The 25,582-nt window shown below is 67.0% G+C and carries 26 protein-coding genes and 1 riboswitch; of the genes, 17 read left to right on the top strand and 9 right to left on the bottom strand.

Annotation, left to right across the window (positions count from 1 at the left end; all coding sequences use genetic code 11):
• Nucleotides 1-15 precede the first annotated feature (15 nt).
• The 3 genes from gcvH to QE379_RS06860 all read right to left on the bottom strand — a co-directional run bounded on the left by gcvH (nucleotide 16) and on the right by QE379_RS06860 (nucleotide 2,723).
• Nucleotides 16-387, bottom strand: coding sequence for a glycine cleavage system protein GcvH (gcvH, locus tag QE379_RS06870; RefSeq protein WP_306999119.1), 372 nt, complete (start codon nucleotides 385-387; stop codon nucleotides 16-18).
• Between the two features lie 2 nt (nucleotides 388-389).
• Nucleotides 390-1,565, bottom strand: a complete 1,176-nt coding sequence (gene gcvT / locus QE379_RS06865) for a glycine cleavage system aminomethyltransferase GcvT (protein ID WP_306999117.1) — start codon at nucleotides 1,563-1,565, stop codon at nucleotides 390-392.
• 162 nt (nucleotides 1,566-1,727) lie between these two features.
• Nucleotides 1,728-1,835: riboswitch (glycine riboswitch) on the bottom strand.
• 249 nt (nucleotides 1,836-2,084) lie between these two features.
• Entirely contained in the window at nucleotides 2,085-2,723 is a 639-nt protein-coding gene (locus QE379_RS06860; RefSeq protein ID WP_306999115.1) for a hypothetical protein, read from the bottom strand.
• A gap of 102 nt (nucleotides 2,724-2,825) precedes the next feature.
• Here QE379_RS06860 and ispH point away from each other — a divergent pair, with 102 nt between their 5' ends.
• From ispH to QE379_RS06840, 4 genes are all read left to right on the top strand, one after another.
• Nucleotides 2,826-3,782 (top strand): 4-hydroxy-3-methylbut-2-enyl diphosphate reductase, encoded by a 957-nt coding sequence (gene ispH, locus QE379_RS06855; protein WP_306999113.1) that lies wholly within the window; start codon nucleotides 2,826-2,828, stop codon nucleotides 3,780-3,782.
• 3 nt (nucleotides 3,783-3,785) lie between these two features.
• Entirely contained in the window at nucleotides 3,786-4,739 is a 954-nt protein-coding gene (thrB, locus tag QE379_RS06850; protein ID WP_306999111.1) for a homoserine kinase, read from the top strand.
• Nucleotides 4,736-5,173 carry a ribonuclease HI gene (gene rnhA / locus QE379_RS06845; RefSeq protein WP_306999109.1) on the top strand — a complete coding sequence of 146 codons (438 nt, stop codon included), beginning with the start codon at nucleotides 4,736-4,738 and terminating at the stop codon, nucleotides 5,171-5,173. The genes thrB and rnhA overlap by 4 nt, the downstream gene beginning before the upstream one ends.
• 275 nt (nucleotides 5,174-5,448) lie before the next feature.
• Nucleotides 5,449-5,880 carry a hypothetical protein gene (locus QE379_RS06840; RefSeq protein WP_306999107.1) on the top strand — a complete coding sequence of 144 codons (432 nt, stop codon included), beginning with the start codon at nucleotides 5,449-5,451 and terminating at the stop codon, nucleotides 5,878-5,880.
• An 87-nt stretch (nucleotides 5,881-5,967) separates the two neighbouring features.
• Here the strand turns inward: QE379_RS06840 and QE379_RS06835 are convergent, their stop codons facing one another.
• Nucleotides 5,968-7,047 carry an FAD-binding oxidoreductase gene (locus QE379_RS06835; protein WP_306999105.1) on the bottom strand — a complete coding sequence of 360 codons (1,080 nt, stop codon included), beginning with the start codon at nucleotides 7,045-7,047 and terminating at the stop codon, nucleotides 5,968-5,970.
• Nucleotides 7,044-7,979, bottom strand: coding sequence for an alpha/beta fold hydrolase (locus QE379_RS06830; protein ID WP_306999103.1), 936 nt, complete (start codon nucleotides 7,977-7,979; stop codon nucleotides 7,044-7,046). Before QE379_RS06830 ends, QE379_RS06835 begins: the two co-directional genes overlap by 4 nt.
• A gap of 50 nt (nucleotides 7,980-8,029) precedes the next feature.
• Between QE379_RS06830 and QE379_RS06825 the strand changes: the two genes are divergently transcribed.
• The 8 genes from QE379_RS06825 (at nucleotide 8,030) to QE379_RS06790 (ending at nucleotide 15,486) form a co-directional block, all read left to right on the top strand.
• Complete coding sequence (locus QE379_RS06825) at nucleotides 8,030-8,524, top strand: prepilin peptidase (RefSeq protein ID WP_306999101.1); 495 nt, start codon at nucleotides 8,030-8,032, stop codon at nucleotides 8,522-8,524.
• Between the two features lie 51 nt (nucleotides 8,525-8,575).
• The gene (gene cpaB, locus QE379_RS06820; RefSeq protein ID WP_306999099.1) at nucleotides 8,576-9,565 is read left to right on the top strand and encodes a Flp pilus assembly protein CpaB; all 990 of its coding nucleotides are present in this window, start codon (nucleotides 8,576-8,578) and stop codon (nucleotides 9,563-9,565) included.
• Nucleotides 9,566-9,573: 8 nt separating this feature from the next.
• Nucleotides 9,574-11,115 (top strand): type II and III secretion system protein family protein, encoded by a 1,542-nt coding sequence (locus QE379_RS06815; protein WP_306999097.1) that lies wholly within the window; start codon nucleotides 9,574-9,576, stop codon nucleotides 11,113-11,115.
• 26 nt (nucleotides 11,116-11,141) lie between these two features.
• Complete coding sequence (locus QE379_RS06810; RefSeq protein ID WP_306999095.1) at nucleotides 11,142-11,813, top strand: CpaD family pilus assembly lipoprotein; 672 nt, start codon at nucleotides 11,142-11,144, stop codon at nucleotides 11,811-11,813.
• Nucleotides 11,810-13,075 (top strand): pilus assembly protein CpaE, encoded by a 1,266-nt coding sequence (locus QE379_RS06805; protein WP_306999093.1) that lies wholly within the window; start codon nucleotides 11,810-11,812, stop codon nucleotides 13,073-13,075. The genes QE379_RS06810 and QE379_RS06805 overlap by 4 nt, the downstream gene beginning before the upstream one ends.
• A gap of 4 nt (nucleotides 13,076-13,079) precedes the next feature.
• Nucleotides 13,080-14,063, top strand: a complete 984-nt coding sequence (locus QE379_RS06800; protein ID WP_306999091.1) for a type II secretion system F family protein — start codon at nucleotides 13,080-13,082, stop codon at nucleotides 14,061-14,063.
• A complete protein-coding gene (locus QE379_RS06795; protein ID WP_306999087.1) occupies nucleotides 14,064-15,056 on the top strand; it encodes a type II secretion system F family protein in 993 nt (330 codons plus the stop codon).
• Nucleotides 15,057-15,123: 67 nt separating this feature from the next.
• Nucleotides 15,124-15,486 carry a hypothetical protein gene (locus tag QE379_RS06790; RefSeq protein ID WP_306999085.1) on the top strand — a complete coding sequence of 121 codons (363 nt, stop codon included), beginning with the start codon at nucleotides 15,124-15,126 and terminating at the stop codon, nucleotides 15,484-15,486.
• 260 nt (nucleotides 15,487-15,746) lie between these two features.
• On the opposite strand, the gene ppdK is transcribed toward QE379_RS06790, so the two are convergent.
• From ppdK to QE379_RS06775, 3 genes are all read right to left on the bottom strand, one after another.
• A complete protein-coding gene (ppdK, locus tag QE379_RS06785; RefSeq protein WP_306999083.1) occupies nucleotides 15,747-18,407 on the bottom strand; it encodes a pyruvate, phosphate dikinase in 2,661 nt (886 codons plus the stop codon).
• Between the two features lie 125 nt (nucleotides 18,408-18,532).
• Complete coding sequence (glyS, locus tag QE379_RS06780; protein ID WP_307003114.1) at nucleotides 18,533-20,707, bottom strand: glycine--tRNA ligase subunit beta; 2,175 nt, start codon at nucleotides 20,705-20,707, stop codon at nucleotides 18,533-18,535.
• Nucleotides 20,708-20,867: 160 nt separating this feature from the next.
• Nucleotides 20,868-21,707 carry a glycine--tRNA ligase subunit alpha gene (locus QE379_RS06775; RefSeq protein WP_294310866.1) on the bottom strand — a complete coding sequence of 280 codons (840 nt, stop codon included), beginning with the start codon at nucleotides 21,705-21,707 and terminating at the stop codon, nucleotides 20,868-20,870.
• 247 nt (nucleotides 21,708-21,954) lie between these two features.
• Between QE379_RS06775 and QE379_RS06770 the strand changes: the two genes are divergently transcribed.
• The 5 genes from QE379_RS06770 to QE379_RS06750 all read left to right on the top strand — a co-directional run bounded on the left by QE379_RS06770 (nucleotide 21,955) and on the right by QE379_RS06750 (nucleotide 24,826).
• Nucleotides 21,955-22,158 (top strand): helix-turn-helix transcriptional regulator, encoded by a 204-nt coding sequence (locus QE379_RS06770; RefSeq protein WP_076709757.1) that lies wholly within the window; start codon nucleotides 21,955-21,957, stop codon nucleotides 22,156-22,158.
• Entirely contained in the window at nucleotides 22,136-22,537 is a 402-nt protein-coding gene (locus tag QE379_RS06765; protein WP_306999077.1) for a hypothetical protein, read from the top strand. The genes QE379_RS06770 and QE379_RS06765 overlap by 23 nt, the downstream gene beginning before the upstream one ends.
• A gap of 172 nt (nucleotides 22,538-22,709) precedes the next feature.
• Nucleotides 22,710-23,147, top strand: coding sequence for a hypothetical protein (locus QE379_RS06760; RefSeq protein ID WP_306999075.1), 438 nt, complete (start codon nucleotides 22,710-22,712; stop codon nucleotides 23,145-23,147).
• 52 nt (nucleotides 23,148-23,199) lie between these two features.
• Nucleotides 23,200-24,087, top strand: coding sequence for a TraB/GumN family protein (locus QE379_RS06755; protein WP_373461738.1), 888 nt, complete (start codon nucleotides 23,200-23,202; stop codon nucleotides 24,085-24,087).
• Nucleotides 24,088-24,223: 136 nt separating this feature from the next.
• Entirely contained in the window at nucleotides 24,224-24,826 is a 603-nt protein-coding gene (locus tag QE379_RS06750; protein ID WP_306999070.1) for a 50S ribosomal protein L25/general stress protein Ctc, read from the top strand.
• 213 nt (nucleotides 24,827-25,039) lie between these two features.
• On the opposite strand, the gene QE379_RS06745 is transcribed toward QE379_RS06750, so the two are convergent.
• Nucleotides 25,040-25,459, bottom strand: a complete 420-nt coding sequence (locus QE379_RS06745) for an EF-hand domain-containing protein (RefSeq protein WP_306999068.1) — start codon at nucleotides 25,457-25,459, stop codon at nucleotides 25,040-25,042.
• Between the last annotated feature and the right edge of the window lie 123 nt (nucleotides 25,460-25,582).

The following is a 25,582-nucleotide window of genomic DNA, read 5'->3' as shown; positions in this document are numbered from 1 at the left end:
GGGAGGGGCGTCAGATCAGAGTTTCGCGACGAACGCGGCGTAGGCGGTTTCGTCCATTAGCGCTTCCAGTTCGGACGCATCCGACAGCGTGATCTTGAAGAACCAGCCCTCGCCCTCGGGGTCGCTGTTGACCAGCGCAGGCTCGTCCGACAACTGGGCATTGCCCTCGATGACGGTGCCCGACACCGGCGCGTACACGTCCGACGCGGCCTTGACCGACTCGACCACCGCGGCTTCGTCGCCCTTGGTCAGTTCGCGGCCTTCCTCGGGCACATCGACGAACACGATGTCGCCCAGGGCTCCTTGCGCGTAATCGGAGATGCCGACCGTGCCGACATCACCGTCGACGTCGATCCACTCATGATCTTCGGTGAAATAGCGGCTCATGGTCACTTGGCTCCTGAACGAACGTAACGATGGGGGACGAAGGGCATTGCCGTGACGGTGGCGTCATGGGTCTTGCCGCGCTGAAGAAGTTTCACCGCCGTGCCGGGGGCGGCCAGATCGGTCGGCACATAGGCCATGGCGATCGGCGCACCGAGCGAGGGGGCGAAGCCGCCGCTGGTGACCCGACCGATGACCGAGCCGTCCTCGGCGACCACCGACGCGCCCTCGCGCACCGGCTGGCGACCCGCGACGGTCAGGCCGACGCGCTTGACGGCGGGGCCGTTCTCACGCTCGGCGAGGATACGCCCGGCCCCCAGGAAATCGGCGGCCTCGCGGCGCTTCTTGGCGAGCGCGAAGCCCAGATCGGCCATCACCGGCGTCGTCTCGGGGTCGAGGTCATGGCCGTAGAGCGGCAGCCCCGCCTCCAGACGCAGCGAGTCGCGCGCGCCCAGGCCGATCGGCTTCACTTCCGCCTGTTCGCAGAGCAGGTCGGCAAAGGCGGCCGCATGGTCCGCCGGGATCGAGATTTCATAACCGTCCTCGCCGGTATAGCCCGAGCGGCTGATCCACAGCGGCACGTCGTGCCACACGAAATCGGCGGCGGTCATGAACACCAAGTCCTCGACGCCCGGCACGATCCGCGCCAGCGCGTCGACCGCCTTCGGCCCCTGGAGCGCCAGCAGCGCCTGCTCGTCGAGCAGGTTCAGCGTCGCATCATCGGGGATGAAGTCGAGCAGATAGGCGATGTCGTCATATTTGGTCGCACCGTTGACGACCATGTAGAGTTCGTCCGCGCCGTCGAGGGTGCGCTTCGTCACCATCAGGTCGTCGAGGATGCCGCCCTCTTCGTTCAGCAGCAGCGAATAGCGGTTCTTCCGGTCACCCAGCCCGGTGATGTCGCCCGGCAGGACCTTTTCCAGCGCGGTGATGACCGGCGCTAGGCCATTCTCACCGGTGAAGACCACCTGGCCCATATGGCTGACGTCGAACAGCCCGGCCGATTCGCGGGTCCAGAGATGCTCGGCCATGATGCCTTCATACTGGACGGGCATGTGATAGCCCGCGAACGGGACCATCCGGCCACCGCGCGCACGATGCCAGGCGTCCAGCGGCAGCGTCTGGATGATCTCCTGACCCTCGGGGGCGTCTTCTACGTTCAGGTCGGTTGCGTCGCTCACGGGGCCGGTCTCCGTCAAAAGGGTGTCGGCTAGGGACGTACCTGTCCTTACCCGATCCGATCCCCCTCTGTCACGGAACCTGAGAGCTTTCGCCGGAAATCCGGCTTACCCCTTCGGTGGCGCCGCGGCCCGAGGCCGAAGCGCGCTTTCCAGAGTGTCGATGGCGATCGCGCGGTCCCATTTGCCTGAGAGATTCCGGGGTGGTTGCTCCTTCGGCGGCCGGGTTTCGTCACCTGAAAGATGAACCCGACGCTCTCCCGCGCGCGCCTATGTCGGACATGTCCGACATCGACGCCGCGCCCTCTGCCGGGCGAGTGGTTCCGAGTCAATTGGGGAACGATGGCCGGTGCGCGTAAAGATGTGGATAGCTGGGGGCCATCCCCCTCCACCACCGCTTCGCGGCGGTCCCCCTCCCCATCGGAGATGGGGAGGATTGGAAGACCCCATTCCTCCCCAAGTAAGCTTGGGGAGGGGGACCGCGCCCGCAGGGCGTGGTGGAGGGGCGGCAACCTCGCCGGATTACCGAGTCGCGTTATATTTCAACTGCGCGTCGGTCAGTTGGAACCCGACCAGCGCCTCGAAGCTGGCGCTCGCCACCGCCTGGCGGACTTCGGGGTTGGTCAGCGGATCGACCGCCGCATCCTCGTCCCCGGCCTTGCGACGGCGGGTCAGCTTTTCGCGCACATCGTCGGGCAGGGTCGCCGCCGAGCGTGCGACGGTGGCCGATGCCTCCCCGGCGACCTGCCCGCGCGCCTGGCCCGCGTCGAAGTGGATGTTGACCCGGCTGATCCGCTTGGCGACGACATTGGTGCCGCCGCGCACGATCGCAATATAATAGGGCAGGACGACATCGCGCGCCGTCGTGGTGTCGGTCCGCCGCGCCTCGACATTGAAGGTCACGCTGGTGACGATGTCGGTGCCCGAATCCGCGCAATTGCCGCGGACATTGGTCATGTTGGCGACCAGATCGATCGACCGCTCATCCGTCGCGCCCGGCGTCTTGAACAGGGTCACGTCGCCGGTTCCCGCCGCGACCCCCACAATCGGACAGGCCGAGCGGACAGCGGTGATGCCGCCCGAGGCGTCGATCTCACCGGTACGGGCGCAGCCCCCGAGAACGAGCGCAAGGGCGACGGGAGCGAGAAACGATGCTTTCACAGGTCGAAACGCCTATTCTGGATGCCGAAGCAGGATGCCGGTTTGGTCGCCAGCATAGGAACCGGGTTGGACGCGCGCAAGCAATGGCGTAGAGCCGACACCATGACCGACAGCCCCAAGCCGCCCCTCGACCTGTTGATCGCCGCACCGCGCGGATTTTGCGCCGGAGTGGACCGTGCCATCCGCATCGTCGAGCTCGCGCTCGAAAAGCACGGTGCGCCGGTCTATGTGCGGCACGAGATCGTCCACAACAGGTTCGTGGTCGACAGCCTGAAGGCCAAGGGCGCGATCTTCGTCGAGGAACTGGACGAGGTCCCCGCCAACGCGCATGTCGTCTTCTCCGCGCATGGCGTGCCCAAGTCGGTGCCCGCCGATGCCGAGAATCGCGGCCTCGCCTATTTCGACGCCACCTGCCCGCTGGTTTCCAAGGTCCATCGTCAGGCCGAGCGGCTGGTCGAGATGGGTCGCCACATCGTCTTCATCGGCCATGCGGGCCACCCGGAGGTCATCGGCACCTTCGGCCAGGTGCCGCAAGGCTCCATGTCGCTGGTCGAGACGGTCGCGGATGTGGAAGCCTTCACCCCCGCCGACCCGGATAATCTGGCATTCCTGACCCAGACCACCCTGTCGGTCGACGACACCGCCGCCACCATCGAGGCGTTGCAGCGTCGTTTCCCCAGCATCCTGGCACCACGCGGCGAGGATATCTGCTACGCCACCTCCAACCGCCAGGCCGCCGTCAAGGCGATCGCCGCCGAATGCGACGCGGTGCTGGTGATCGGCGCGCCCAATTCCTCCAATTCGCTGCGGCTGGTCGAGGTCGCCGAGCGGGCAGGCAAGCGCGCCATGCTGATCCAGCGCGCCGCCGATCTCGACTGGGCATTCCTGAATGGTGTGAAGACCCTGGGTCTGACCGCAGGCGCCTCCGCGCCCGAACTGCTGGTCCGCGAACTGGTCGATCGCCTGTCGGAGCGCTTCACCGTCACCGAACGCGAGGAAGAGACGACGCGCGAAACCATCGCGTTCAAGCTGCCGCGCGGGCTGGAAGCGGCCGCCTGAACCATGGCCGTCTATACGCAGGTTTCGGCGGAGGCGCTGTCGGCGTTTCTGGGGCGCTATGACGCTGGCGAACTGATCTCGGCGAAAGGGATCGCGGAGGGGGTAGAGAACAGTAATTATCTGGTCGACACCACCGCCGCTCGGTTCATCCTGACGCTGTACGAAAAGCGGGTGGCATCGGGCGACCTGCCCTTCTTCCTCGCGCTGCTCGACCATCTCGCGGCCAAGGGGCTGGCCGTACCGCCCGCGATCAAGGACCGTCAGGGCGTGGAAATTCAGGAGCTGGCCGGTCGCCCCGCCTGCCTGATCCAGTTCCTGACCGGCGTATCGCTGTCGCACCCCACCCCGGCACAGGCGCTGGCGGCGGCGGATGCGATGGGGGCGATGCACCGCGCGGTCGCGGATTTCCCGCTGAACCGACCCAATTCGATGGGTCATGCCAGTTGGCGGCCTCTGTTCGAGCAATGCGGGCGTGACCTCGATCGGATCGAGCCGAGCCTGCACGATGCGATGGCCGAGGCGCTCGATACGGTGCTGCCCGGTTGGGAAAGCCAGACGCTCGATGCCTGCGTAATCCATGCCGATCTGTTTCCCGACAATGTGCTGGTGCTCGGCGACCGGGTGACCGGGCTGATCGACTTCTATTTCGCCTGCACCGATTTCCGCATCTACGATCTCGCCATCATGCACTCGGCCTGGAGTTTCGACGCCAGCGGCGAAACCTATGCGCCGGAGATCGGCGCGGCGCTGGTCGAGGGATATCGGCGCCACTTCCCGCTGTCCGAGGCGGAGCGCGCGGCCTTCGCGCGGCTGGCGATGGGCGCATGCATCCGCTTCGCTTTGTCGCGGGCCTGGGACTGGCTCAACACCCCCGCCGACGCGCTAGTGACGCGCAAGGACCCGCTCGCTTACTGGCGGCGCTATATCGCCTATCGCGACGGAAAGGCCGGACTGTGACGCCCGTGGAGATCGCCACCGACGGCGCATGCAAGGGCAATCCCGGCCCCGGCGGCTGGGGCGCGCTGATCCGATCGGGCGCGCATGAAAAGGAACTGTCCGGCGGCGAGCCGCTGACCACCAACAACCGCATGGAGTTGATGGCCGCGATCGAGGCGCTGAACGCCTTGAAGCGTCCCTGCGCGGTGACGCTGTCGACCGACAGCCGTTATGTGATGGACGGCCTGACCAAGTGGATCCACGGCTGGAAGCGCAATGGCTGGCGCACGGCGGACAAGAAGCCAGTCAAGAATGCCGAACTCTGGCAGGCGCTGCTCGCCGCCGCCGAGCGCCACCAGATCGAATGGAAATGGGTCAAGGGCCATGCGGGCCACCCGGACAATGAGCGCGCCGACAGGCTGGCCAGCGATGCGGCGGAGACGTTTCGGAAATAGCGGAAACCGGATCGGTCCATGCGGTCGGTTTCGTGCCGAGGAAGCCTGGAAAGAAAATCGGTTTGAGCGCCAAATGGAGCGATGGTACGAAACGCGCATGATCCGTGTGACCGCCCGCATCCAACAACAATGCCGCAATCGGACGGCGGTGTTTGTGCGCGCGCATGGTTCATGGGATAGCTGAAGACCTTATCCCTCGACTTGATGCTGACCACCCCGCCCAATCGGCGGGGTTTTTCATGCCGGTTGGGCCTGATCATAAGGACAACCGGGCCATGTATTACCGGGACGAAGCCGCCATCGAACGCATCGCGTCGGGCGTGATCGATCGCACCTTACCCAAGAGCGAATGGACCCATGCGGGTCATTTCGCGGCGGCACTCTGGCTCTGCCGCCATCGCCGCGACCTCACCGAAGCGAGCGCGATACGTGGGCTCATCTGCCGCTACAACGAGGCGACCGGGACCGCGAACACCGACACGGGCGGCTATCATCACACGATCACCCTGGCTTCGATGCGCGGAGCAGCCGACCATCTTACGAGCCACCCCGAAAATGCGCCCCTCCATGTCGTGCATTCCGCCTTGATGGCATCCCGCTTCGGCGATCCGAATTGGCTGTTCGCCTATTGGAGCCGCAAATGTCTGTTCAGCGTCCCGGCCCGCCGGGATTGGGTAGAGCCGGATATCGCTCCGCTGCCTTTTTAAAATGGTTCGACATTCATGCTACTCCTTCTTCCCTCTCCCCTCCGCGAGGGCAAGGGAAGAAGGTCATATCGGAATGTCGATCCGGGCCTAAGTCGAGAACCGCCCGACCCCATAACGCCCGGCATCGACACCCCCCGGCACGTCCCCGTCGCCCAATAACAAAGCCGCCGCCATGGCCGCCGCCGCAGGAGCCGTCTGGATGCCGAAGCCACCCTGCCCCGCGCACCAGAAGAAGCCCGGCACCTTCGCATCATAGCCGTATACGGGTGCCCGGTCGGGGGCGAAGCTGCGCAGACCCGCCCAGCGGCGCTCGACCGCCGCGACGCGCCAGTCGACCACCTTCTCCAGCCGGTCGATCGCCACCGCCACGTCCCATTCCTCCGGCGCGATGTCGCAGGGGGCGCTCGGCGTCTCGTCATGCGGGGTCAGCCAGAGCCGCCCCCCGGCCTCGGGCTTGAAATAGAAGCGGCCCGCTATGTCCACGACATGCGGCAGACCGGCGGGCGCGGGCGGGTCGGTGCGCAGTTGCACCATGGTGCGGCGATAGGGGGTGATGCCGATGGGCGCGACGCCCGCCAGCTCGGCGACCCGATCCGCCCAGGCTCCGGCGGCGTCGACCAGCAGCGTCGCCGCAACCGGCCCCGCGCGGGTGTCCAGCCGCCATGCCCCGTCGCGCCGCTCGGCATGCAGCAGCGCGGCGTCGGTCATCACCACCGCCCCCGCCGTCTTCGCCGCCGCCAGATAATCGGCATGCAGGGCGGCGACGTCGATATAGGCGCAACTCGGCTCCCACACGCCTAACCGCCATTCCGAGCGCAGGCCGGGAACATGAGCGGCGGGATCGACCCGCGACAGCGCCACGCCTGTGCCGGCGAAATCGGACAGCAACCGCTCGACCCGATCCGCATCCTCCGCCCGCCCGATGTGCAGCGAGCCCAGCGGGGTCAGATACCCGCCCTCATGCAGTGCCGGGCCGGAAGCGGTGGTCAGCGGCTGCACCGCCGGGCCGCCATAGGTTTCCGACCAGAAGGCCGCCGAGCGCCCCGTCGCGTGGCGACCGGGCATGTCCTCCGCCTCGATTAGCACGACCCGCGCGCGCCGTCCGATCGCGGCGGCCAGACTCGCCCCGGCCATCCCCGCCCCGACGATCGCGATGTCATAGGTCACGCCGCGATCCCGCTCAGGAACGAATCGATCGCCGCCAATGCCCGCAACCGGACCGGATCGACCTCACGCAACAGTTCATGCGCCGCCTCGGGCCCGAAACGCTCGACCTGCGCACCGATCCGAGCGGCGACCCGCAGCGAACAGCCCGGATCGACCAGCCGGTCCGCCTCGGCGATCAGCATCAGGATCGGGATCGACAGCCGGTCGAGTCGGGGATCACGCAGCAGCGCCCGCATCGATCGCGACGCCGAACGCAGCCAACCCCAGCTCGGCGGGCCCAGCGCCAGGTCGGGGGATCGCCCATACCAATAGGCTTCATCCTCGAACCGCTCGACATCATGGGTCAGGTTGCGCTGGCGGGTGTGGAGGCCGGGCTCCTCCCCCGCCCGCCAGATCGCGCGCTCGCCCCGGCCCAGCGCGTTCATCAGGCCGATGATCCCCGTGCCCAGCAGCGGCCCGGTGGGCAGGCGAAGCCCCAGCATCGGCGCGACCAGGATCAGCGCATCGGGCGCGACCGCTCCCTCGACCGCCGCCCGCAGCGCCAGATGCCCGCCCATCGAATGGCCGAGCAGGACATGGCGCCCCGCGCCGTCCCCCTCCGCCCGCCACTCGGTCCAGAAGGCGCGAAGATCCTCGACCAGCACCGAGAATTCGCCGACATGCCCGACATGGCGATCGGCGAGCAGCCGCCCCGATCCCCCCTGCCCGCGCCAGTCAAACGCGGTGATGCTCCACCCGCCCGCGACCAGATGCGCGAACACCTCCAGATATTTCTCGATGACATCGGCCCGACCGGTCTGGAACAGCAGCCGCCCGACGGGCCGCGCCGCCGCCCAGTGGAAGCGCCGGTGATCCCATCCGTCGGGCGCGATCCACCGCGTCACCCACGCATCGGCGGGAAAGGTTCGGCGAAGGGAAAGGCTGTCGATCATCCGTTTCCCGGTTACGGTTTTGAAAGCCCTGCCGTCTAGGGCGTTGTGCCATGGAATGGACCATTGTCCGCATCACCCTGCTCGTCGCGCTGGTGCTGCTGCTGCTGTCGGCGGGGATAGAGGATGCGCGGACGCGTGAGATCGCGGACCGCAAGAACATCGCGATCGCGTTGCTGGCGCCGCTATGGTGGTGGGCAAGCGGCCTGCCCCTGTGGCCCGACATGGCGTTGCGGCTGGCCGTGGCGGTCGGCGTCTTCCTGCTGTTCGCGCAAGCCTTTCGCATCGGCATGATGGGCGGCGGCGATGTGAAGATGATCGCGGCGATCGCGCTGTGGCTGCCGCTGCCGTCGCTGTTCCGGATGCTGCTGATCATGTCGATCGCGGGCGGGGCGATCACCCTGGCGATGCTGGTCGACCACCGCCTGCGCCGTGGAGGAGCGACCGGCGAGGCCCGCGCGATCGAGGTGCCCTATGGCGTCGCCATCGCGGTCGCCGCGCTGCTGATCCTGCGGGAACCGATATTTAACCCCTTCCAACATACTTAACGTCACATACAGGCCGAGCAACGGGCTCGGCACCGAGGCCGAAGAGACAGGATGGACAGTCGTAAAGTCTTGCTGCTGGTGGGGGCCCTGCTGATCGCGGGGGTGACCGCCCTATTCGCGCGGGCGATCACGTCGGGCAACAGCGCGCCGCCGGCCGAGGCCGCCGTCATCCCCGCCCCCGCCGTGCCGCAGGCCGAAGTCCTGGTCGCCACCCGCACCCTGCCGGTGGGCACGATCATCGACACGACCGCCTTGAAATTCCAGCCCTGGCCCAAGGACATGGTCGCCGGTGCCTATTATGTGAAGGGCCAGGCCGATGTCGCGAAGCTGCAGGGCACGGTGCTGCGCTATGCGATCACCGCCGGACAGCCGCTGACCCAGGGGGCCGTGGTGCGTCCGGGCGATCGGGGCTTTCTGGCCGCCGCGCTGACGCCCGGCATGCGCGCCGTCACCGTTCCCGTCTCCGCCCAGACGGCGGTGGCGGGCTTCGTCTTTCCCGGCGACCGGATCGACATGGTGTTGACCCAGGACGTCGCGGGCGGCGGCGACGGCCCGCCGCTGAAGGTGTCCGAAACCATCCTGCGCAACGTCCGCGTGCTGGCGACCGACCAGCGCACCGACAACCAGGCGGGTGACGACGGCAAGACCCCGGTCCACACCTTCACCACCGTCACGGTAGAGGCGACGCCGAAAATGGCCGAGCAACTGGCGGTCGCGCAGACGGTCGGCACCCTTTCGCTGTCGCTGCGCGCGCTGGCCGAGCGTCCCGACGAGATGGCGGACGGCCGTTCGGATGCGATCGCGCAGCCGGTGATCGACCGCGCCTCCTTCGCGACCGGCGGCGACGTGTCGCGCTATCAGCGCCGGACCGTGCCGGGGCTTCAGTCGAACGCCGCGCCGAACCAAGGCGGCATGCTCGGTGCGCCCAGTGCCGCGCCCGCCGCCGGTGTCCAGACGGTCGCGCAAAATGCCGGGGTGCGGGTGATGCGCGGCAGTTCCTCCGGGACTTCCGGCGACGCATCCAATGCGGGGAAGAATTGACGATGGCGATGCGATCCAGACTCTCGGGCTCGGTGCGGGGGGCGGCCTTCGCGCTGATACTCGCGCCCTTGCTCTTCGCGCCCGCCCCCGCCAGGGCCGCCGCCGACCCCGACGGGTCCACCGTCGCGCGTGACGGTTCGGGCGCGCTGGAGATCAATACGGGCCGCGCCCGCCTGATCACCCTGCCCCGTCCGATGACCGACCTGTTCGTCGCGGACGACAGCATCGCCGACGTGCAGGTCCGCTCCCCGACCCAGCTCTATATCTTCGGCAAGAAACCGGGGGAGACCAGCATTTCCGCTACGGGGCGCGGCGGCGCGGTCGTCTATGCGACGACGGTGCGGGTCGGCAACAATCTCGATTCGATCGGTCGGATGCTGAAGCTCGCCATGCCCGAGGCGACGATCACCGCGACGCCGATGAACGGGCTGATCCTGCTGACCGGCACGGTCGCGGCCCCCGATGACGGGGCGGAGGCCGAACGCCTGGTCCAGGCCTATGTCGGCAAGGACACCCGGATCATCAGCCGCTTGAAGACCGCGACGCCGTTGCAGGTGAACCTCCAGGTGCGCATCGCCGAGGTGAACCGCAATTTCGTGAAGTCGATCGGCGTCAACCTGCTCAACCGCGACAATAGCGGCGGCTTCATATTCGGCATCGGCACGGGCCGCAGCAATGCGGGATCGATCACCACCGTCACCAATCCCGCCGGACAGCCGGTCACCCAATATACGTTCAATCGCGGCGCGGGCTCGGGCACGACCCTGGGTCTCGCCGGACGCGTGCTGGGCATGGACCTGCTCGGCGCGATCGATCTGGGCGAGACGCTGGGCCAGGTCTCGACGCTCGCCAATCCCAACCTGACCGCCTTGTCGGGCGAAACCGCGACCTTCCTGGCCGGCGGCGAGATTCCGATCCCGCTCGCCACCGGCTTCGGTGCGGTGTCGGTCGAGTATAAGCAATATGGCGTCAGCCTGTCCTACACCCCGACCGTGCTGGCGGACGGGCGCATCTCGCTGCGCGTCCGGCCCGAAGTGTCGCAGATCTCGTCGGTGGGCGCGGTGACGGTCGGGGGGACCTCGATCCCCGCTTTGACCACGCGGCGCGCCGAGACCACGCTGGAACTGGGGTCTGGCCAGAGCATGATGATCGGCGGGCTGCTGTCCAACAGCCGCGACAATTCGATCGAGAAGACGCCGTGGCTGGGCGACCTGCCGCTGATCGGATCGCTGTTCCGGTCGAACGCCTTCAAGCGGAGCGAGACCGAGTTGGTGATCATCATCACCCCCTATCTGGTCAAGCCGGTCAGTTCGCCCTCCGACATCGCGCTGCCCACCGATGGCCAGCGTGCGCCCAACGACGCCGAGCGCGTCCTGCTGGGCCAGATCGGTGCGGCGACCAACCAGCCGCGCCCGGTCCCGACCATGGCCGCTCCCGTTCAGGGGCGCCCGACCGCGGGGGTCGCCGCTCCAGTGCCGGTCGCTCCGGCGCGAACCACGCCCCCCGCCGCCGCTCGCAAGGGCGCGCCCACTCCCGGTTTCTACGAATGACCGCCCGTCCAAGGATGTCCCGCCCCATGCGTCGCGCCTCGCTATCCCTGATGCCGCTCGGCCTGATGCTGATGACCGGCGGGTGCATGGGCACCGGCCAGCCACAGTTGGAAACCAGCCATCAGCCGGTCGTCGGCCGCACCGACTATGCGCTCGATCTCGCCGTTTCGGGGGGACGCCTCGCCGCCGATGAGGACCGGCGACTGGACGGCTGGGCGCATAATCTGCGGCTTGGTTATGGCGACCGGGTGACGGTCGAAGACCCGGCGGGCGACGCACCCGGCGCGTATCGCGCGGTGGCGGAGGTCGTGGGGCGCTATGGCCTGTTGATCGGCCAGGCCTCCGCCATCACGCGCAGCCCGGTTGCGCCCGACACCATCCGCGTCGTCGTGACGCGGGCGCAGGCCTCGGTCCCCGGTTGCCCGGATGCGAGCAGCGACGCGGCCCCCGCCGACTGGTCGGGGCAGACCGCGTCCAACCATGGCTGTGCGGTCAATCGCAATCTGGCGGCGATGGTCGCCAATCCCAACGATCTGGTTCGCGGCGTCGATGGTCCGGCTACCGCCGATCCGGCGATGGGAAGCCGGGCGGTCAACGCCCTGCGCGCCGCCGCGCCCACCGGCAATGGCGGCACTGCCCTGCGCAATGCCAGTGCCGGCGGGGGCGGCGCGAGTGCGAGCGGCGGAGGCGCGCAATGAACGCCCCCTGGACTCCCCATTTGATGACTCAGCGCGACGCGATCCAGGCCTATGTCTGCGACGACTGGACCGCCGAGGCGATCCGGCCGATCATCGTCGAGCATGGTTGGTCGCCGGACAAGGTGCTGAAGGGCGGGCTGCGCGGCGCGATCCAGGCACTGTCGGTCAGCGCGAGCCCGCAAATTCTGCTGGTCGATCTCAGCGACACGCCCGACCCGACCAGCGAGATCAACAATCTGGCCGAAGTGTGCGAGCCCGGCACGATCGTCATCGCGGTCGGCCAGGTCAACGACGTGCGACTGTACCGCATGCTGATGGCCAGCGGGCTGCACGACTATCTGCTCAAGCCGATCAACGCCGACATGTTGCGCGACGCGATCGGGCAGGCGCGAACGATCCTGCACGCCCCGCGCGCGATGGACACGGCCCCCGAAAAGGCCCCGTGCAACGTCGCCGTCGTCGGCGTGCGCGGCGGCGTGGGCACCTCGACCGTCGCGACCTCGCTCGGCTGGCTGATGGCGGAGCGGCTCGACCGGACGACCGCGATCCTCGACCTCGACGTGCATTTCGGCACCGCCGCGCTCGCGCTCGATCTGGAGCCGGGACGCGGGCTGGTCGATGCCATCGACAATCCGGGGCGGATCGACGGGCTGTTCCTGGAACGCGCCATGGTCAAGGCGACGCCCAAGCTCGCCATCCTGTCCGCCGAAGCGCCGATCAGCGCGCCTATCGTCCATGACGGCCTCGCCTTCGCGCAGTTGCAGGACGAAATGCGGATCAATTTCGAGACGACGATCGTCGACCTGCCCCGCAACCTGCTGATCCAGCAGCCGATACTGGTGACGAGCGCGCAGACTCTGGTGCTGGTGACCGAACTCACCCTGGCCGCCGCGCGCGACACCATCCGCATCCTTTCCTGGCTGAAGACGCATGCGCCGCAGACCAGCGTGCTGACGGTCGCCAACCGCGTCCTGCCGACCGGGCAGAGCGAGATCGCGCAAAGCGATTTCGAGGGGTCGATCGAACGCCCGCTCGACTTCCTGGTCCCCTATGACCCGAAGCTGGTCGTCCAAGCCGCCAAGGTCGGCAAGCCGATCGCCGAACTGGGTCGCACCTCGCGCACCATCGCGCCCCTGGTCGAATTGTCGCAGCGTATCTGCGCCTCGTCCGAGGGGCCCGATCCGCTCGCGTCCAACCGGCGCGGGCTGCTCGACCGGTTCGACCTGAAGGCGCTGCTCGCCAAGCGGACACGGGCGAACTGACGCGATGGGCATGACGGCGACCCTGATCCTGGCCCTGGGCGTCTTCCTGACGCTGGTGCTGGCGATGGCGGCCTTTTCCGCCCCCGCCACATCGCGGGGGCAGGCCCGGCGGCTGGCGGGGTTGCGGGACCGCGTCGCGCTCGACCTCGACCGGCCCGCCCAGGCCGCGATCGCCGCGTCGCGCGGCATCGCACTGGCGGGCGACACGCGGATGGACAAGGCGTTCGGTCGCCTGCTGCCCAATCCGGCACGGCTGGGCAAGATGCTGGACCGGACGGGCTACGACTGGACCGTCGGGCAATATGGCATGGCCAGCGCAGGGCTGGCGCTCGGCACCATGATCCTGTTGCTGGTACTGGGGCTCTCGCTGTTCCTCGCGCTGGTGATCGGCATGGTCGCCGGGCTGTGGGTGCCGCATATGGTGGTCAAGCGGTTGATCGCCCGCCGGGTCGGCAAGTTCATCGCGCGCTTCCCCGATGCCATCGAACTGCTGGTGCGCGGCCTGCGCTCCGGCCTGCCCATCGCCGAGACCATGGCGGTCGTCGCGCACGAGATACCGGGGCCGGTGGGCGAGGAATTCCGCGCCGTCGCGGACCGGATGCGGATCGGCCGCACCATGGACGCCGCGCTTCAGGAAACCGCCGACCGGCTGGATATTCCCGAATTCCAGTTCTTCGTCATCGCCATCGCCATCCAGCGCGAGACGGGCGGCAACCTGGCCGAGACGCTGTCCAACCTGGCCGATGTGCTGCGCAAGCGCGCGCAGATGAAGCTGAAGATCAGGGCGATGTCGTCCGAGCCCAAGGCGTCCGCCTATATCGTCGGGTCGCTGCCCTTCTTCGTGTTCGCGATCATCTATACGATCAACCAGTCCTATATGGCGCGCTTCTTCTCCGATCCGCGACTGATGCTGATCGGGGTGCTGGGCTTCATCTGGCTGGGCCTGGGGGCCTTCATCATGTCGCGCATGATCAGTTTCGAGATTTGAATGACCAGCCCCGCCGACACCGTCCTGGGCCTTGAGCCCGCCTCCGCCGCCGCCCTGTTGTGGGGGGTGTGCGTCTTCGCCCTGCTGGTCGCGGGCTATCTGCTGATCGGCACGCGCGATCCGATGACGCGCCGGGTGCGCGCGCTCAACGAACGGCGCGAACTGCTCAAGGCCGGGATCGCCGCGCCGCCCAAGCGCCGCACCCAATGGGTCGATCGCGCCGACATGCTGGAGCGGATGCGATCGGTGCTGAGCGCGCTGAAGATGCTCCAGGACGAACAGGTCAAATCGATCCAGCTTCGCCTGCTTCAGGCGGGTATCCGGTCGAAGGAACTGGCCGTCGCGGTGATCTTCGGACGGCTGGCGCTGCCCATCGTGCTGGGCGGCGGCATGGCCTTGTGGGTCTATGGCACCGACAGTTTTTCCGACTGGAGCGGCCTGAGCTGCTATATGCTGGTCGCGGGGACACTGGTCCTGTCCTACAAGGCGCCCGACCTCGCGCTGAAGAACCGAATCGACAAGCGGACCGCCGCGATCCGCAAGGGCCTGCCCGATGCGCTGGACCTGATGGTCATCTGCGCCGAGGCCGGGTTGACCGTCGATGCCGCCTTCGCCCGCGTCGCCCGCGAACTGCGCCGCGCCTATCCCGAGCTGGGCGACGAGTTCCAACTGACCTCGGTCGAGCTGGGCTTCCTGACCGATCGGCGGCAGGCGCTGGAAAATCTGTCCATCCGGGTCAATCTGGACGCGCTGCGCAGCGTGGTCACGACCATGGTCCAGACCGAGAAATACGGCACGCCGCTCGCCAGTGCGCTGCGCGTCCTGTCGGCGGAGTTCCGCAACGAGCGCATGATGCGCGCCGAGGAAAAGGCCGCCCGGCTCCCCGCCATCATGACGGTGCCGCTGATCCTGTTCATCCTGCCGACGCTGTTCGTCGTGATCCTGGGCCCCGCCGCCTGCTCGATCAAGGACACGCTGATGGCGGGGCAGTAAAGCGGCGTTTGGCAACCGCCGGGCCGCTTGGTCGTTGACCGGTCGTAACAGACAGGGATCGACCGCGATGTTGTTCACTTCGACGACCCAATTCGCCGTGCTGGGGCTGGTCCTCATCGCCGGATGGCTTTTCGGGCTGGCGAGCCATCCCGGCGGGCGCAAATGGCGGACCCGCTACGCCACGGAGCGCGATGCCCATGCGGCACAGGTGAAGGATACCGAAACCAAGCTGGCTGCCGCTCAGACCCGCATCGCCGAACTGGAACGCGAGAATCAGCGGCTGGCGAGCGCGCAACCGGTCGCGGCGGCTCCCGTGGTGGAGCGGGCACCATACCGCCCCGTGGCGACCAGCGCCGCGCGTCCGGCCTATCCGGCTGGAGAACGTCGCGGCTGGTTCGATTTCGGGAATCGCGTTTCAACCAACGGGTAAGGTCGTCGTATCCCCGCCGGTGCCGGTCTCGGTGAGACCCCGCTGCCCTCCCCCATCCCCTCCCGCCTGCGGGAGGGGAGCGGTGTGGGGCGACGTGTCGTCCCTCCACCACCCAAAGGGGATGGACCAGCAGATGGCGCAATCGGGCTCCCCCAGGCACGCCCCTCCCGCAAGCGGGAGGGGATAGGGGAGGGAAAGCCGCTGGCGAAGACCTCAATGAGACTCCCCTCCCGCAAGCAAGAGGGGAGAAGAACGCCCCCTTACTTGGCCTTCAACGCCGCCTGCGCCGCGGCCAACCGCGCGATCGGCACGCGGTAGGGGCTGGCGGACACGTAATCCAGCCCGACCTGCTCGCAGAAGGCGATCGATGCCGGATCGCCGCCATGCTCACCGCAAATGCCCAGCTTGATCCCCGGCCGCGTCGCCCGGCCCCGCTCGGCGGCCAGGCTTACCAGTTCGCCGACGCCATCCACGTCCAGGCTGACAAACGGGTCCTTGGCGTAGATGCCCTTCTCGACATAGACGCCCAGGAAGCGCGCGGCATCGTCACGGCTGACGCCCAGGGTCGTCTGGGTCAGGTCGTTGGTGCCGAAGGAGAAGAACTCGCCCACTTCGGCGATCTCGCCCGCCTTGAGCGCGGCGCGCGGCAGTTCGATCATCGTGCCGACCAGATATTCGACCGTCCTGCCCCGCTCGGCGAAGACCGCCTGCGCCGCCTTGTCGACCACCGCCTTCATCAGTTCCAGTTCGCGGCGGGTGGCGACCAGCGGGATCATGACCTCGGGAATCGGGGCCTCACCCGATTTCTCCGCGACGTCCAGCGCCGCCTCGAAGATCGCCCGCGCCTGGATCTCGTATATTTCGGGATAGGTCACGCCCAGACGACATCCGCGATGGCCGAGCATCGGGTTGAACTCGTGCAGTTCGTTCGCCCGGCGCTTCAGCGTGTCGACATCGACGCCCGCCGCGGTGGCGACCTCGGCGAACTCGGCCTCCTGCTGCGGCAGGAACTCGTGCAGCGGCGGGTCGAGCAGGCGCACCGTCACCGGCAGGCCCGCCATCACCTCGAAGATCGCGGTGAAGTCGGCGCGCTGTTCGGGCAGCAACTTGGCGAGCGCGGCGCGGCGGCCCGCTTCGTCCGAGGCCAGGATCATCTGGCGCACCGCCGTGATCCGCGCGGCGTCGAAGAACATATGCTCGGTCCGGCACAGGCCGACGCCCTCCGCGCCGAACTCGCGCGCGGTGCGGCAGTCGAGCGGGGTTTCGGCGTTGGCACGCACCTTCAACCGACGGACCTGATCCGCCCATTCCATCAGCGTGCCGAAGTCCCCCGCCAGTTCGGGCTGCACGGTCGCGACAGCGCCGACCATCACCTCGCCGGTCGAACCGTCGAGCGTCAGGATGTCGCCTTCGCGCACTTCACGCGAACCGACGCGCAGCAGCTTGGCCTTGTTGTCGATCGACAGGCTGCCTGCGCCCGAGACGCAAGGACGCCCCATGCCGCGCGCCACGACCGCCGCATGGCTGGTCATGCCGCCGCGCGCCGTCAGGATGCCCTTGGCCGCGTGCATGCCGTGAATGTCTTCGGGCGAGGTTTCGACACGAACGAGGATCACCGCCTCGCCCGCCGCCGCCGCACGCTCGGCGGCATCGGCGTCGAACACCACCTTGCCCGACGCCGCGCCCGGCGAGGCGGGCAGCCCCTTGGTCAGCACGTCGCGCCTGGCGTTGGGATCGAGCGTCGGGTGGAGCAACTGGTCGAGCGCCGCAGGATCCACGCGCGCAATCGCTTCCTCGCGGGTGATCAGGCCCTCATTCGCCATGTCGACCGCGATCTTCAACGCCGCCTTGGCGGTGCGCTTGCCCGAGCGGGTCTGGAGCATCCAGAGCTTGGCCTGTTCGACCGTGAACTCGATGTCCTGCATGTCGCGATAATGGTTTTCGAGCCGGTCGAACACGGCGGCCAGTTCGGCATAGACCTCGGGCATCGCCTCTTCCATCGAGGCGGGCTTGGCCCCCGCTTCCTCGCGCGCGGCCTTGGTCAGGTACTGCGGCGTGCGGATGCCCGCGACCACATCCTCACCCTGCGCGTTGATCAGGAACTCGCCATAATAGGCACGGTCGCCCTTGGACGGATCGCGCGTGAAGGCCACGCCGGTCGCCGAGGTATCGCCCATATTGCCGAAGACCATCGCCTGCACATTAACGGCGGTGCCCCAGTCGGCGGGAATGTCGTTCAGGCGGCGATAGACCTTCGCGCGCTCCGACTGCCACGACCCGAACACCGCGCCGACCGCGCCCCAGAGCTGGTCCTGCACATCCTGCGGGAAGGGCTTGCCCCATTGCTCCTCGACCAGACCCTTATAGGTCGTGACGAGCGCCTTCCAGTCGGCGGCCGACATCTCGGTATCGAGGGTGAAGCCGTTATCCTCCTTGGCGATCTCCAGCGCTTCCTCGAACGCGCCGTGATCCAGTTCCAGCACGACATCGGCATACATCTGGATGAAGCGGCGATAGCTGTCCCAGGCGAAACGCTCGTCGCCCGCCTTCTTCGCCAGTCCCTCGACCGTCCGGTCGTTCAGGCCCAGGTTGAGCACCGTGTCCATCATGCCCGGCATCGACACCCGCGCGCCCGAGCGGACGGAGACGAGGAGCGGATTTTCAGGATCGCCGAAGCGCTTTTCCGTCACCGCCTCGATATGCGCGATGCCCTGTGCGACCTCGTCGCGCAGTTCCTGCGGAAACTGCTCGCCATCCTCATAATAGCGGGTGCACATCGCGGTGGAGATGGTGAAGCCCGGCGGCACCGGTAGGCCGATCGAAGCCATTTCGGCCAGGTTCGCGCCCTTGCCGCCGAGCAGATTCTTGTCCCCCTTGCCGCCGTCCGAAACGCCGCCGCCGAAACGGTACACATAGGTCATCGGTTCGATCCTCTTCTGGTCGTATCGTCCGACGCCTTGGGGACACAGGCGTCGGTGTTAATAAGGCGATATTGCCGAAGGGGAAGACAGGAACGTCAGATTCCGTTTCCCGATCCGGCGCTTAGTCATCCCTCGATCCTCGAGAAATCGGCTACCGTGTGGACGGCGGCCCGGACACGGGCGAGCAGCGCGAGGCGCGCGGCGCGCTTGGCCGGATCGGCGTCGTTGACGGTCACATCGTCGAAGAACCGGTCGATCGGCGCACGCAGCGAGGCAAGCGCGGCCATGGCGGCTTCAAAATCCTCGGCCTTCACCGCCTCGGCCGCCTTGGGCTCGGCCGCGTCGAGCGCGGCGATCAGTTCGGCCTCGGCGGGTTCGGGCGTGTAGGTCGGCGCGGTCCAGGGCTGGTCGCCCTTGACGCCTTCCTTCTTCAGGATATTCGCGGCGCGCTTGTAGCCGGCGAGCAGGTTGGTGCCGTCATCGGTGGTGACGAAGGCTTGCAACGCGCGGACACGGGCGAGCAGGCGGACGAGGTCGTCCTCACCACCGAGCGCGAATACGGCGTCGATCAGGTCGTGCCGCACGCCCGCTTCGCGCTGCTGGACCTTGAGGCGGTCGGCGAAGAAGTCGAGCAGCTTTCCAAGCGTCGGCTCTTCGGTAAGATAGGTCTGCCCATACCGATTATTAGCCAACACATTCTCGAACCCAGAGCGAAGTCCGAACCGCAAGCTATTTGTCAAAATTAGCTGAAGAATTCCGAGTGCCGCCCGGCGAAGTGCGAACGGGTCTTTTGACCCAGTCGGTTCAATCCCCGCTTCAAAAAATGCGGCGAGGGTGTGAAGACGCTCCGCCAGCGCCACGGCCACCGTCACCGGCGCGGTGGGGACATCATCGCCCTGCCCGACCGGCTTGTAGTGATCGCGTATCGCCTCGGCCACGCGCGGGTCTTCGCCCTGTGCGGCGGCGTAATAGCCACCCATCAGGCCCTGCAATTCGGGGAACTCGCCGACCATGCCCGTGACGAGATCGGCCTTCGCCAGATACGCGGCGCGCTCCGCCAGATCGGCAAGTGCTCCCCCTCCGCTTGCGGGGGGGGATGGGGGGGGGACGGTTCCGCTGGCGACGTCGTCCGAGGCACTGCCCTCCCCTAGCCCCTCCCGCCTGCGGGAGGGGGATTCGGTCACGATCCCCTCTTCCACCAACCAGCGGGCGAGCTTGGCCACCCGCTCGACCTTGTCGGCGACGGTGCCGAGCTTTTCGTGGAAGACGATCTTTTCCAGCTTGGGCCGCAGATCGTCGAGCCTGGTCTTCAGGTCCGTCTCATAGAAGAAGCGCGCGTCGGACAGGCGGGCGGCGAGCACCTTACCATTGCCCTCGACGATTTTCGCGCCGCCGTCGGTCGCCTGGATATTGGCGGTGCAGACGAAGGCGTTGGCCAGCTTGCCGTCGGCGGAGCGGCAGACGAAATATTTCTGGTTCACCCGCGCGGTCAGCTGGATGACCTCCGGCGGCACGTCCAGGAACGCTTCGTCGAAGCGCCCGAGCAGCGGCACCGGCCATTCGGTCAGCCCGGCATTCTCCGCGACCAGCCCTTCGTCCTCGACCAGTTCAAGCCCGGCCTCGGCGGCCAGCACCGACGCATGGTCACGGATGATCGCGGCGCGCTCGTCCTGATCGACCAGCACCTTGGCCCCGCGCAACTGCTCGACATAAGCATCCGCGCCGGTCAGCACGATCTCGGCGGGCGCATGGAAACGATGCCCTCGCGTCGTGTTGCCGCTGGTGATCCCCGCGATCTCGAACGGCACCACCTCTGCCCCGAACAGCGCGACGATGGCGTGCAGCGGACGGACCCAGCGCATCGACTCGGTCGAGGCGGACTCCGCGCCCCAGCGCATCGACTTGGGCCAGGGGAAGGCGCGGATGATCGCGGGGATCGCCTCGGCCAGCACTTGCGCCGTCGCGCGGCCGGGCTTTTCGGTGATGGCGAACAGCACGCCGTCGCGCTCGGTCAATTGCTCGCGGGTCAGCCCGGTCTTGCGGAGAAAGCCCTCCAGGGCCTGGGGCGGGGCGGAGGCGCGCGGGCCCTTCACCTCCTCGGACACGGCCTCGGTCGCGGCGGGCAAGCCCTTGGCGATCAACGCCAGACGGCGCGGGCCAGCATAGGTGACGATCTCGCCCGCCGACAGCCCGGCCTTGGCGAGTTCGGCGGTGAACAGCTTGGCGAGATTCTCGCGCGCGCCCGCCTGCATCCGGGCGGGGATTTCTTCGGAGCGGAGTTCGAGCAGGAAATCGGTCATGGTCACTCTCAAATCCTCCCCATCTCTGATGGGGAGGGGGACCGGCGCAGCCGGTGGAGGGGGCGGCGGGCATCCGCCGCTGACGCGGCGACCCCTCCACCATCACTGGCGTGATGGTCCCCCTCCCCAAGCTTGGCTTGGGGAGGAATGGGATGCGGGGTCACGCGGCCCATCCGTTCTTGTCCATCCAGGCGCCGCATGCGCCCTTCGCCAGATCGCGGACGCGGCCCATATAGGCCTGGCGCTCCGCCACCGAGATCACGCCGCGTGCTTGCAGCAGGTTGAAGGTATGGCTGGCCTTGATCGCCTGTTCATAGGCGGGGATGGGCAGCTTGGCCTCCAGACAGCGCTCGCACTCGGCCGCCGCCTTGCGGAAGGCGTCGAACAGCGTGTCGGTGTCGGCGACCTCGAAATTCCAGGTCGACATCTGCTTCTCGTTTTCGAGAAACACGTCGCCGTAACTCACGCCCGCATCGTTGAAGCGCAGGTCGTACACATTGTCGACGTCCTGGATATACATGGCCAGACGCTCGAGTCCGTAGGTCAGTTCGCCCGCGACCGGCTTCATGTCGTATCCGCCCATCTGCTGGAAATAGGTGAACTGCGTCACCTCCATCCCGTCGCACCAGACCTCCCAGCCCAGGCCCCAGGCGCCCAGCGTCGGGCTTTCCCAATCGTCCTCGACGAAGCGGATATCATGCTTGGCCATGTCCACGCCGATCGCGGCGAGACTGCCCAGATACAGGTCCTGCAAATCGGCGGGCGAGGGCTTCAGGATCACCTGATACTGGTAATAATGCTGGAGCCGGTTGGGGTTCTCGCCATAGCGGCCGTCGGTCGGGCGGCGGCACGGCTGGACGAAGGCGGCGTTCCACGAATCCGGCCCCAGCGCCCGCAGCGTGGTCGCGGGGTGAAAGGTGCCCGCCCCCATCTCCATGTCATAGGGTTGCAGGATCACGCATCCCCGCTCGCTCCAATAGTCATGGAGGGTGAGGATCATGCGCTGGAAGGACAATGGTCCTTCCGGGGGTCCGTTCCGGGTCTGCATAATGGGCGCAGGCTTTGGCGGAAGGCCCCTTCGCGGTCAAGGCGAGCCGAGGCCACCCCTGCCCATGCAGTCAGCTACACATGATATTTTGTCAGGCGTTGTTGACATTGTCGCGACTCACTGTCACTTTGTCATGGTCACCTGACATTAGGTCATGGTGTGATGACAAGGGAGGCCAGCCATGCCAGAGGAGGTGGAGATGAAAAATCGCCTCAAGGTACTGCGCGCCGAACGCAACTGGAGCCAGGCGGAGTTGGCCGGGCGGCTCGACGTGTCGCGCCAGGCCGTCAACGCCATCGAGACGGGGAAATACGACCCCTCGCTGCCGCTCGCCTTCCGCATCGGACGACTGTTCGCAATGCCGATCGAGGAGATTTTCGATGACGAACATGATGGTGAATGACGCGACCCTTCCCGCACACCCCGGCCTGATCGGGCGGCTGTGGCGCGGACAGGCCCAGCTTTGCGCCGGGCTGGCCACGGGTCTGATCGGGCTGCCGATCATCGGTGGCCATGTCCCGGACATGGCGGGCCGACCCTATGCCATGACCTATGCGCTTGTCGCCTTGGGCCTGGCGATGGTCGGCATGACCATGACCGTCCGGCTATGGTGGTGGAGCGCGCGGTTGAGCGCCGGGCTCGCCGCGGGACTGATCGCAGTCCCGCTGATCGGCGGGCGGGGACCAGCCATGATGACGTCCGGCTACGGCATGGCTGTTATCATGTTGCTACTCTTCGCCGCGAGTGGCGCGGTGGCCTATCTCGTGCGATATCGATCATGAGACGCCGCCTGACCCATGCGGCCATCGGCGCAGGCATCGCCCTGTCGCTGTTCGCTTGGAGCGCCGGGCGCTCAGGTGAAGTCGCTGGCCACGCCATCGTGCCCGGCACCCTCGCCGCAATCGGGGCCCCACTCCCCCATGTCTCCGTTCAGCTTTCGATTGAGGTACGACCATGACGACCCAATCTCCTCGCCCCATCAAAGGCCCCAGCGAGCGCGCCAATCACCGGCTGCTTGCCCTGTGTGGCGGCATCGGCGGTATCGCCGGGCTGTCGACCGCCATCGTGGTCCTGCGCCAAACGCCGGGCGGCGATGCCCGACCGGATCTGTGGTCCTCGCCGTTGCCGCTCTGGTTCGGCATACTCATGGCGCTGATCTGGGGCGTGGTCGTGCCGGTCATTTCGTGGCGCTGGCACCGTGTGGTCGATGAGCATGAACGCCAGGCCTATCGCGACGGTGCGGTCGCCAGCTTCTATACCGTCGGGCTGGGCGTACCGGTCTGGTGGTTTCTGTGGCGCGGCGGCGCACTGCCACCGGTTCGGATCGAATGGGTCTATTTCGCGATGATGGCGGTCGGCGGGCTGGTCTGGCTCTACCGCAAATATGCCTGATCCGCTGCACCTCCCCTTTTCTTATCGAAAGCCCGATCCCATGAAGACGATCATGAAAGCCGCCCTCACCTCGCTCGCGCTGATACTGGCGCTCCCGGCCTGTGCGCAGAGCACGCCCGCGAAAGACGCCAACGATGCCGACCCCGCCTTGTGGGTGGTCAAGGATGCCGACACCACCATCTATCTGTTCGGCACCATCCATGTGCTGAAGCCGGGCCTGAGCTGGTTCGACGAGGCGGTGAAGACCGCCTTCGACAAGTCCGATCAACTCGTCCTCGAAATGGTGCAGCCCGATCCGGCCACCATGCAACAGATCGTCGTGAAGAACGGCCTGGTCATGACCGGCCCGACGCTGACCGAGCAACTGCCCGCGGACAAGCGCGGGGCCTATCTGAAGGCGATGACCGATGCGGGTCTGCCGCCCCAGGCGTTCGACCGGATGAAGCCGTGGCTGGCGGGCGTCACCCTGTCGCTCGTGCCGATCCAGAAGCTGGGTTACGATCCGAAGAACGGCCCGGAAACGGTGCTGGCCGACGCGGCCAAGGCGTCGGGCAAGCCGGTGGCCGGACTGGAGACCGCCGAGCAGCAGATCAGCTATTTCAACGGCCTGTCGCAAAAGGCGCAGATCGAATTCCTGACCTCCACCGTCGAGGACATGCCCAAGGCGGGCGAGGAAATGGCCAAGATGGTGGACGAATGGGCCCATGGCGACCCCGACGCGCTGGCCCGCGACATGAACGAAAGCCTGAAGGACTCGCCCGAGGTCGCCAAGACCCTGCTTACCGATCGCAACGCCCGCTGGGCGACCTGGATCAAGGATCGGATGGCCAAGCCCGGCACCCTCTTCATCGCGGTCGGCGCGGGCCATCTGGCCGGTGACGACAGCGTCCAGGCGCAACTCGCCAGGCAGGGGATCACGGCGCAGCGCATCGCCTATTGACGATGCCTATTGCGATGCGGGGGGCAGGCGCCTTGCCTTTCCGCCCCATCCCCGCTATGCGCCGCCGCTTCCGGTCATGGTCATCCCTGGAGGCGTGGTCGGAAGCCTATATCCATTTTGTTTCGGAGTTACTGGAATGAGCGACACCCTTACGCTCGCCGCCGAGACGCGCGATCAGGTTGGCAAGGGAGCCTCCCGTTCGCTGCGTCGTGAAGGCCGCGTCCCCGCCGTGATCTATGGCCGCAACCAGGCCGCCGCGTCGATCCATCTCGAAGAGAAGGCCCTCGTCAAGGCGCTGATGACCGGCCATTTCTTCACCTCGGTCATCATGGTGGACGGCCAGCGCACGCTGGCGAAGGACGTCGCGTTCCATCCGGTCACCGACCGCCCGCTGCACGTCGACTTCCTGCGCATCGGCGAGCATGAAACCGTCACGGTCGCCGTGCCCGTCGTGTTCACCGACGAAGACCAGAGCGGCGTGAAGCAGGGCGGCGTCCTGAACGTCACCCGTCACGAGATCGAGCTGGTGGTCGACGCCGCCAATATCCCGACCGAGATCACCGTCTCGCTGAAGGGTGTGGCCGTGGGCGACTCGATCCATATCTCGGACGTGAAGCTGCCCAAGGGCGCAGAGCCCGCCATCGACGACCGCGACTTCGCGATCGCGACGATCGTGCCGCCGACGGTTCCGACCGCCACGGACGAAGCGGCAGCGGCCGAAGGTTCGGAAGAGGCCTGATCCGGCCTCGCTTTCTCTCACGAGTAAGCGAACGAAATCAGGGCAGGTGGCGGCGACGCCCCTGCCCTTTTTCGTGCCCGCTCAAATCCTCCCCAAGTTCGCTTGGGGAGAATTTGGAAGGATGAATAAGGCCGCCGAACCCGAAGGTCCGGCGGCCCCGCTTATCCCCGCCCAGGGATCATGTCGGAACGGAGGGGATGTTCCGATTCGGCCTTAGCCCTGACCCTGGCTCAGAAAGCCGGTCAGTTCGGTCTTCGACACCGTCTTGTCCTTGTCGGTATCGGCCTGGGCGAAGGCGGTGCCGATCCACTTCCTGGTCGCGGGCGCATCCGCCTTGGTCGACGGATCGGTCTGCGATTTCAGTGCGACCATCCACTGGCCGAACTCGGCCCTGTTCAACTTGCCGTCGCCGTCCTTGTCATAGGTCGGAAACTGGGTGTCCACGACCTGCGCGATCTGGTCGCCGGTCGCCTGAACCTGACCCTGTGCCGGGGTCGTGGCAGCCGGATCGGTCGCGGGCTGCGCGGCCTGCGTTGGATCAGCCGCTGTAGCGGGCGCGGTCTGGGCCGGGGCGGGTGAGGTCTGACCGGACGCGGTCGTGTCCTGCGCAAACACAGGGGCAGACGCCATCATGGCACCGACAAGAAAAGCATATTTCATCATCTCGTCTCTCCTTACGCTGGTTCGATCGATGATTATGAAGACCGGAAAAGCATCTTCATCGTTAGAGATACGTTCCCGATCCGCATTTTGCCA

Origin of the sequence: Sphingomonas sp. SORGH_AS_0879 (assembly GCF_030819175.1) — a bacterium.
In the GTDB taxonomy this organism is placed as follows: Bacteria; Pseudomonadota; Alphaproteobacteria; order Sphingomonadales; family Sphingomonadaceae; genus Sphingomonas.
This window is presented reverse-complemented; position numbering and strand designations above follow the sequence as displayed.

Excerpts from the sequence above, each read along its gene's own strand:
- gcvH (WP_306999119.1), bottom strand. The coding sequence starts at position 387 with ATGAGCCGCTATTTCACCGAAGATCATGAGTGGATCGACGTCGACGGT.
- ispH (WP_306999113.1), top strand. The coding sequence starts at position 2,826 with ATGACCGACAGCCCCAAGCCGCCCCTCGACCTGTTGATCGCCGCACCG.
- thrB (WP_306999111.1), top strand. The coding sequence starts at position 3,786 with ATGGCCGTCTATACGCAGGTTTCGGCGGAGGCGCTGTCGGCGTTTCTG.
- QE379_RS06840 (WP_306999107.1), top strand. The coding sequence starts at position 5,449 with ATGTATTACCGGGACGAAGCCGCCATCGAACGCATCGCGTCGGGCGTG.
- QE379_RS06830 (WP_306999103.1), bottom strand. The coding sequence starts at position 7,979 with ATGATCGACAGCCTTTCCCTTCGCCGAACCTTTCCCGCCGATGCGTGG.
- QE379_RS06825 (WP_306999101.1), top strand. The coding sequence starts at position 8,030 with ATGGAATGGACCATTGTCCGCATCACCCTGCTCGTCGCGCTGGTGCTG.
- cpaB (WP_306999099.1), top strand. The coding sequence starts at position 8,576 with ATGGACAGTCGTAAAGTCTTGCTGCTGGTGGGGGCCCTGCTGATCGCG.
- QE379_RS06815 (WP_306999097.1), top strand. The coding sequence starts at position 9,574 with ATGCGATCCAGACTCTCGGGCTCGGTGCGGGGGGCGGCCTTCGCGCTG.
- QE379_RS06810 (WP_306999095.1), top strand. The coding sequence starts at position 11,142 with ATGCGTCGCGCCTCGCTATCCCTGATGCCGCTCGGCCTGATGCTGATG.
- QE379_RS06805 (WP_306999093.1), top strand. The coding sequence starts at position 11,810 with ATGAACGCCCCCTGGACTCCCCATTTGATGACTCAGCGCGACGCGATC.
- QE379_RS06800 (WP_306999091.1), top strand. The coding sequence starts at position 13,080 with ATGGGCATGACGGCGACCCTGATCCTGGCCCTGGGCGTCTTCCTGACG.
- QE379_RS06795 (WP_306999087.1), top strand. The coding sequence starts at position 14,064 with ATGACCAGCCCCGCCGACACCGTCCTGGGCCTTGAGCCCGCCTCCGCC.
- QE379_RS06790 (WP_306999085.1), top strand. The coding sequence starts at position 15,124 with ATGTTGTTCACTTCGACGACCCAATTCGCCGTGCTGGGGCTGGTCCTC.
- ppdK (WP_306999083.1), bottom strand. The coding sequence starts at position 18,407 with ATGACCTATGTGTACCGTTTCGGCGGCGGCGTTTCGGACGGCGGCAAG.
- glyS (WP_307003114.1), bottom strand. The coding sequence starts at position 20,707 with ATGACCGATTTCCTGCTCGAACTCCGCTCCGAAGAAATCCCCGCCCGG.
- QE379_RS06775 (WP_294310866.1), bottom strand. The coding sequence starts at position 21,707 with ATGATCCTCACCCTCCATGACTATTGGAGCGAGCGGGGATGCGTGATC.
- QE379_RS06770 (WP_076709757.1), top strand. The coding sequence starts at position 21,955 with ATGAAAAATCGCCTCAAGGTACTGCGCGCCGAACGCAACTGGAGCCAG.
- QE379_RS06765 (WP_306999077.1), top strand. The coding sequence starts at position 22,136 with ATGACGAACATGATGGTGAATGACGCGACCCTTCCCGCACACCCCGGC.
- QE379_RS06760 (WP_306999075.1), top strand. The coding sequence starts at position 22,710 with ATGACGACCCAATCTCCTCGCCCCATCAAAGGCCCCAGCGAGCGCGCC.
- QE379_RS06755 (WP_373461738.1), top strand. The coding sequence starts at position 23,200 with ATGAAAGCCGCCCTCACCTCGCTCGCGCTGATACTGGCGCTCCCGGCC.
- QE379_RS06750 (WP_306999070.1), top strand. The coding sequence starts at position 24,224 with ATGAGCGACACCCTTACGCTCGCCGCCGAGACGCGCGATCAGGTTGGC.
- QE379_RS06745 (WP_306999068.1), bottom strand. The coding sequence starts at position 25,459 with ATGATGGCGTCTGCCCCTGTGTTTGCGCAGGACACGACCGCGTCCGGT.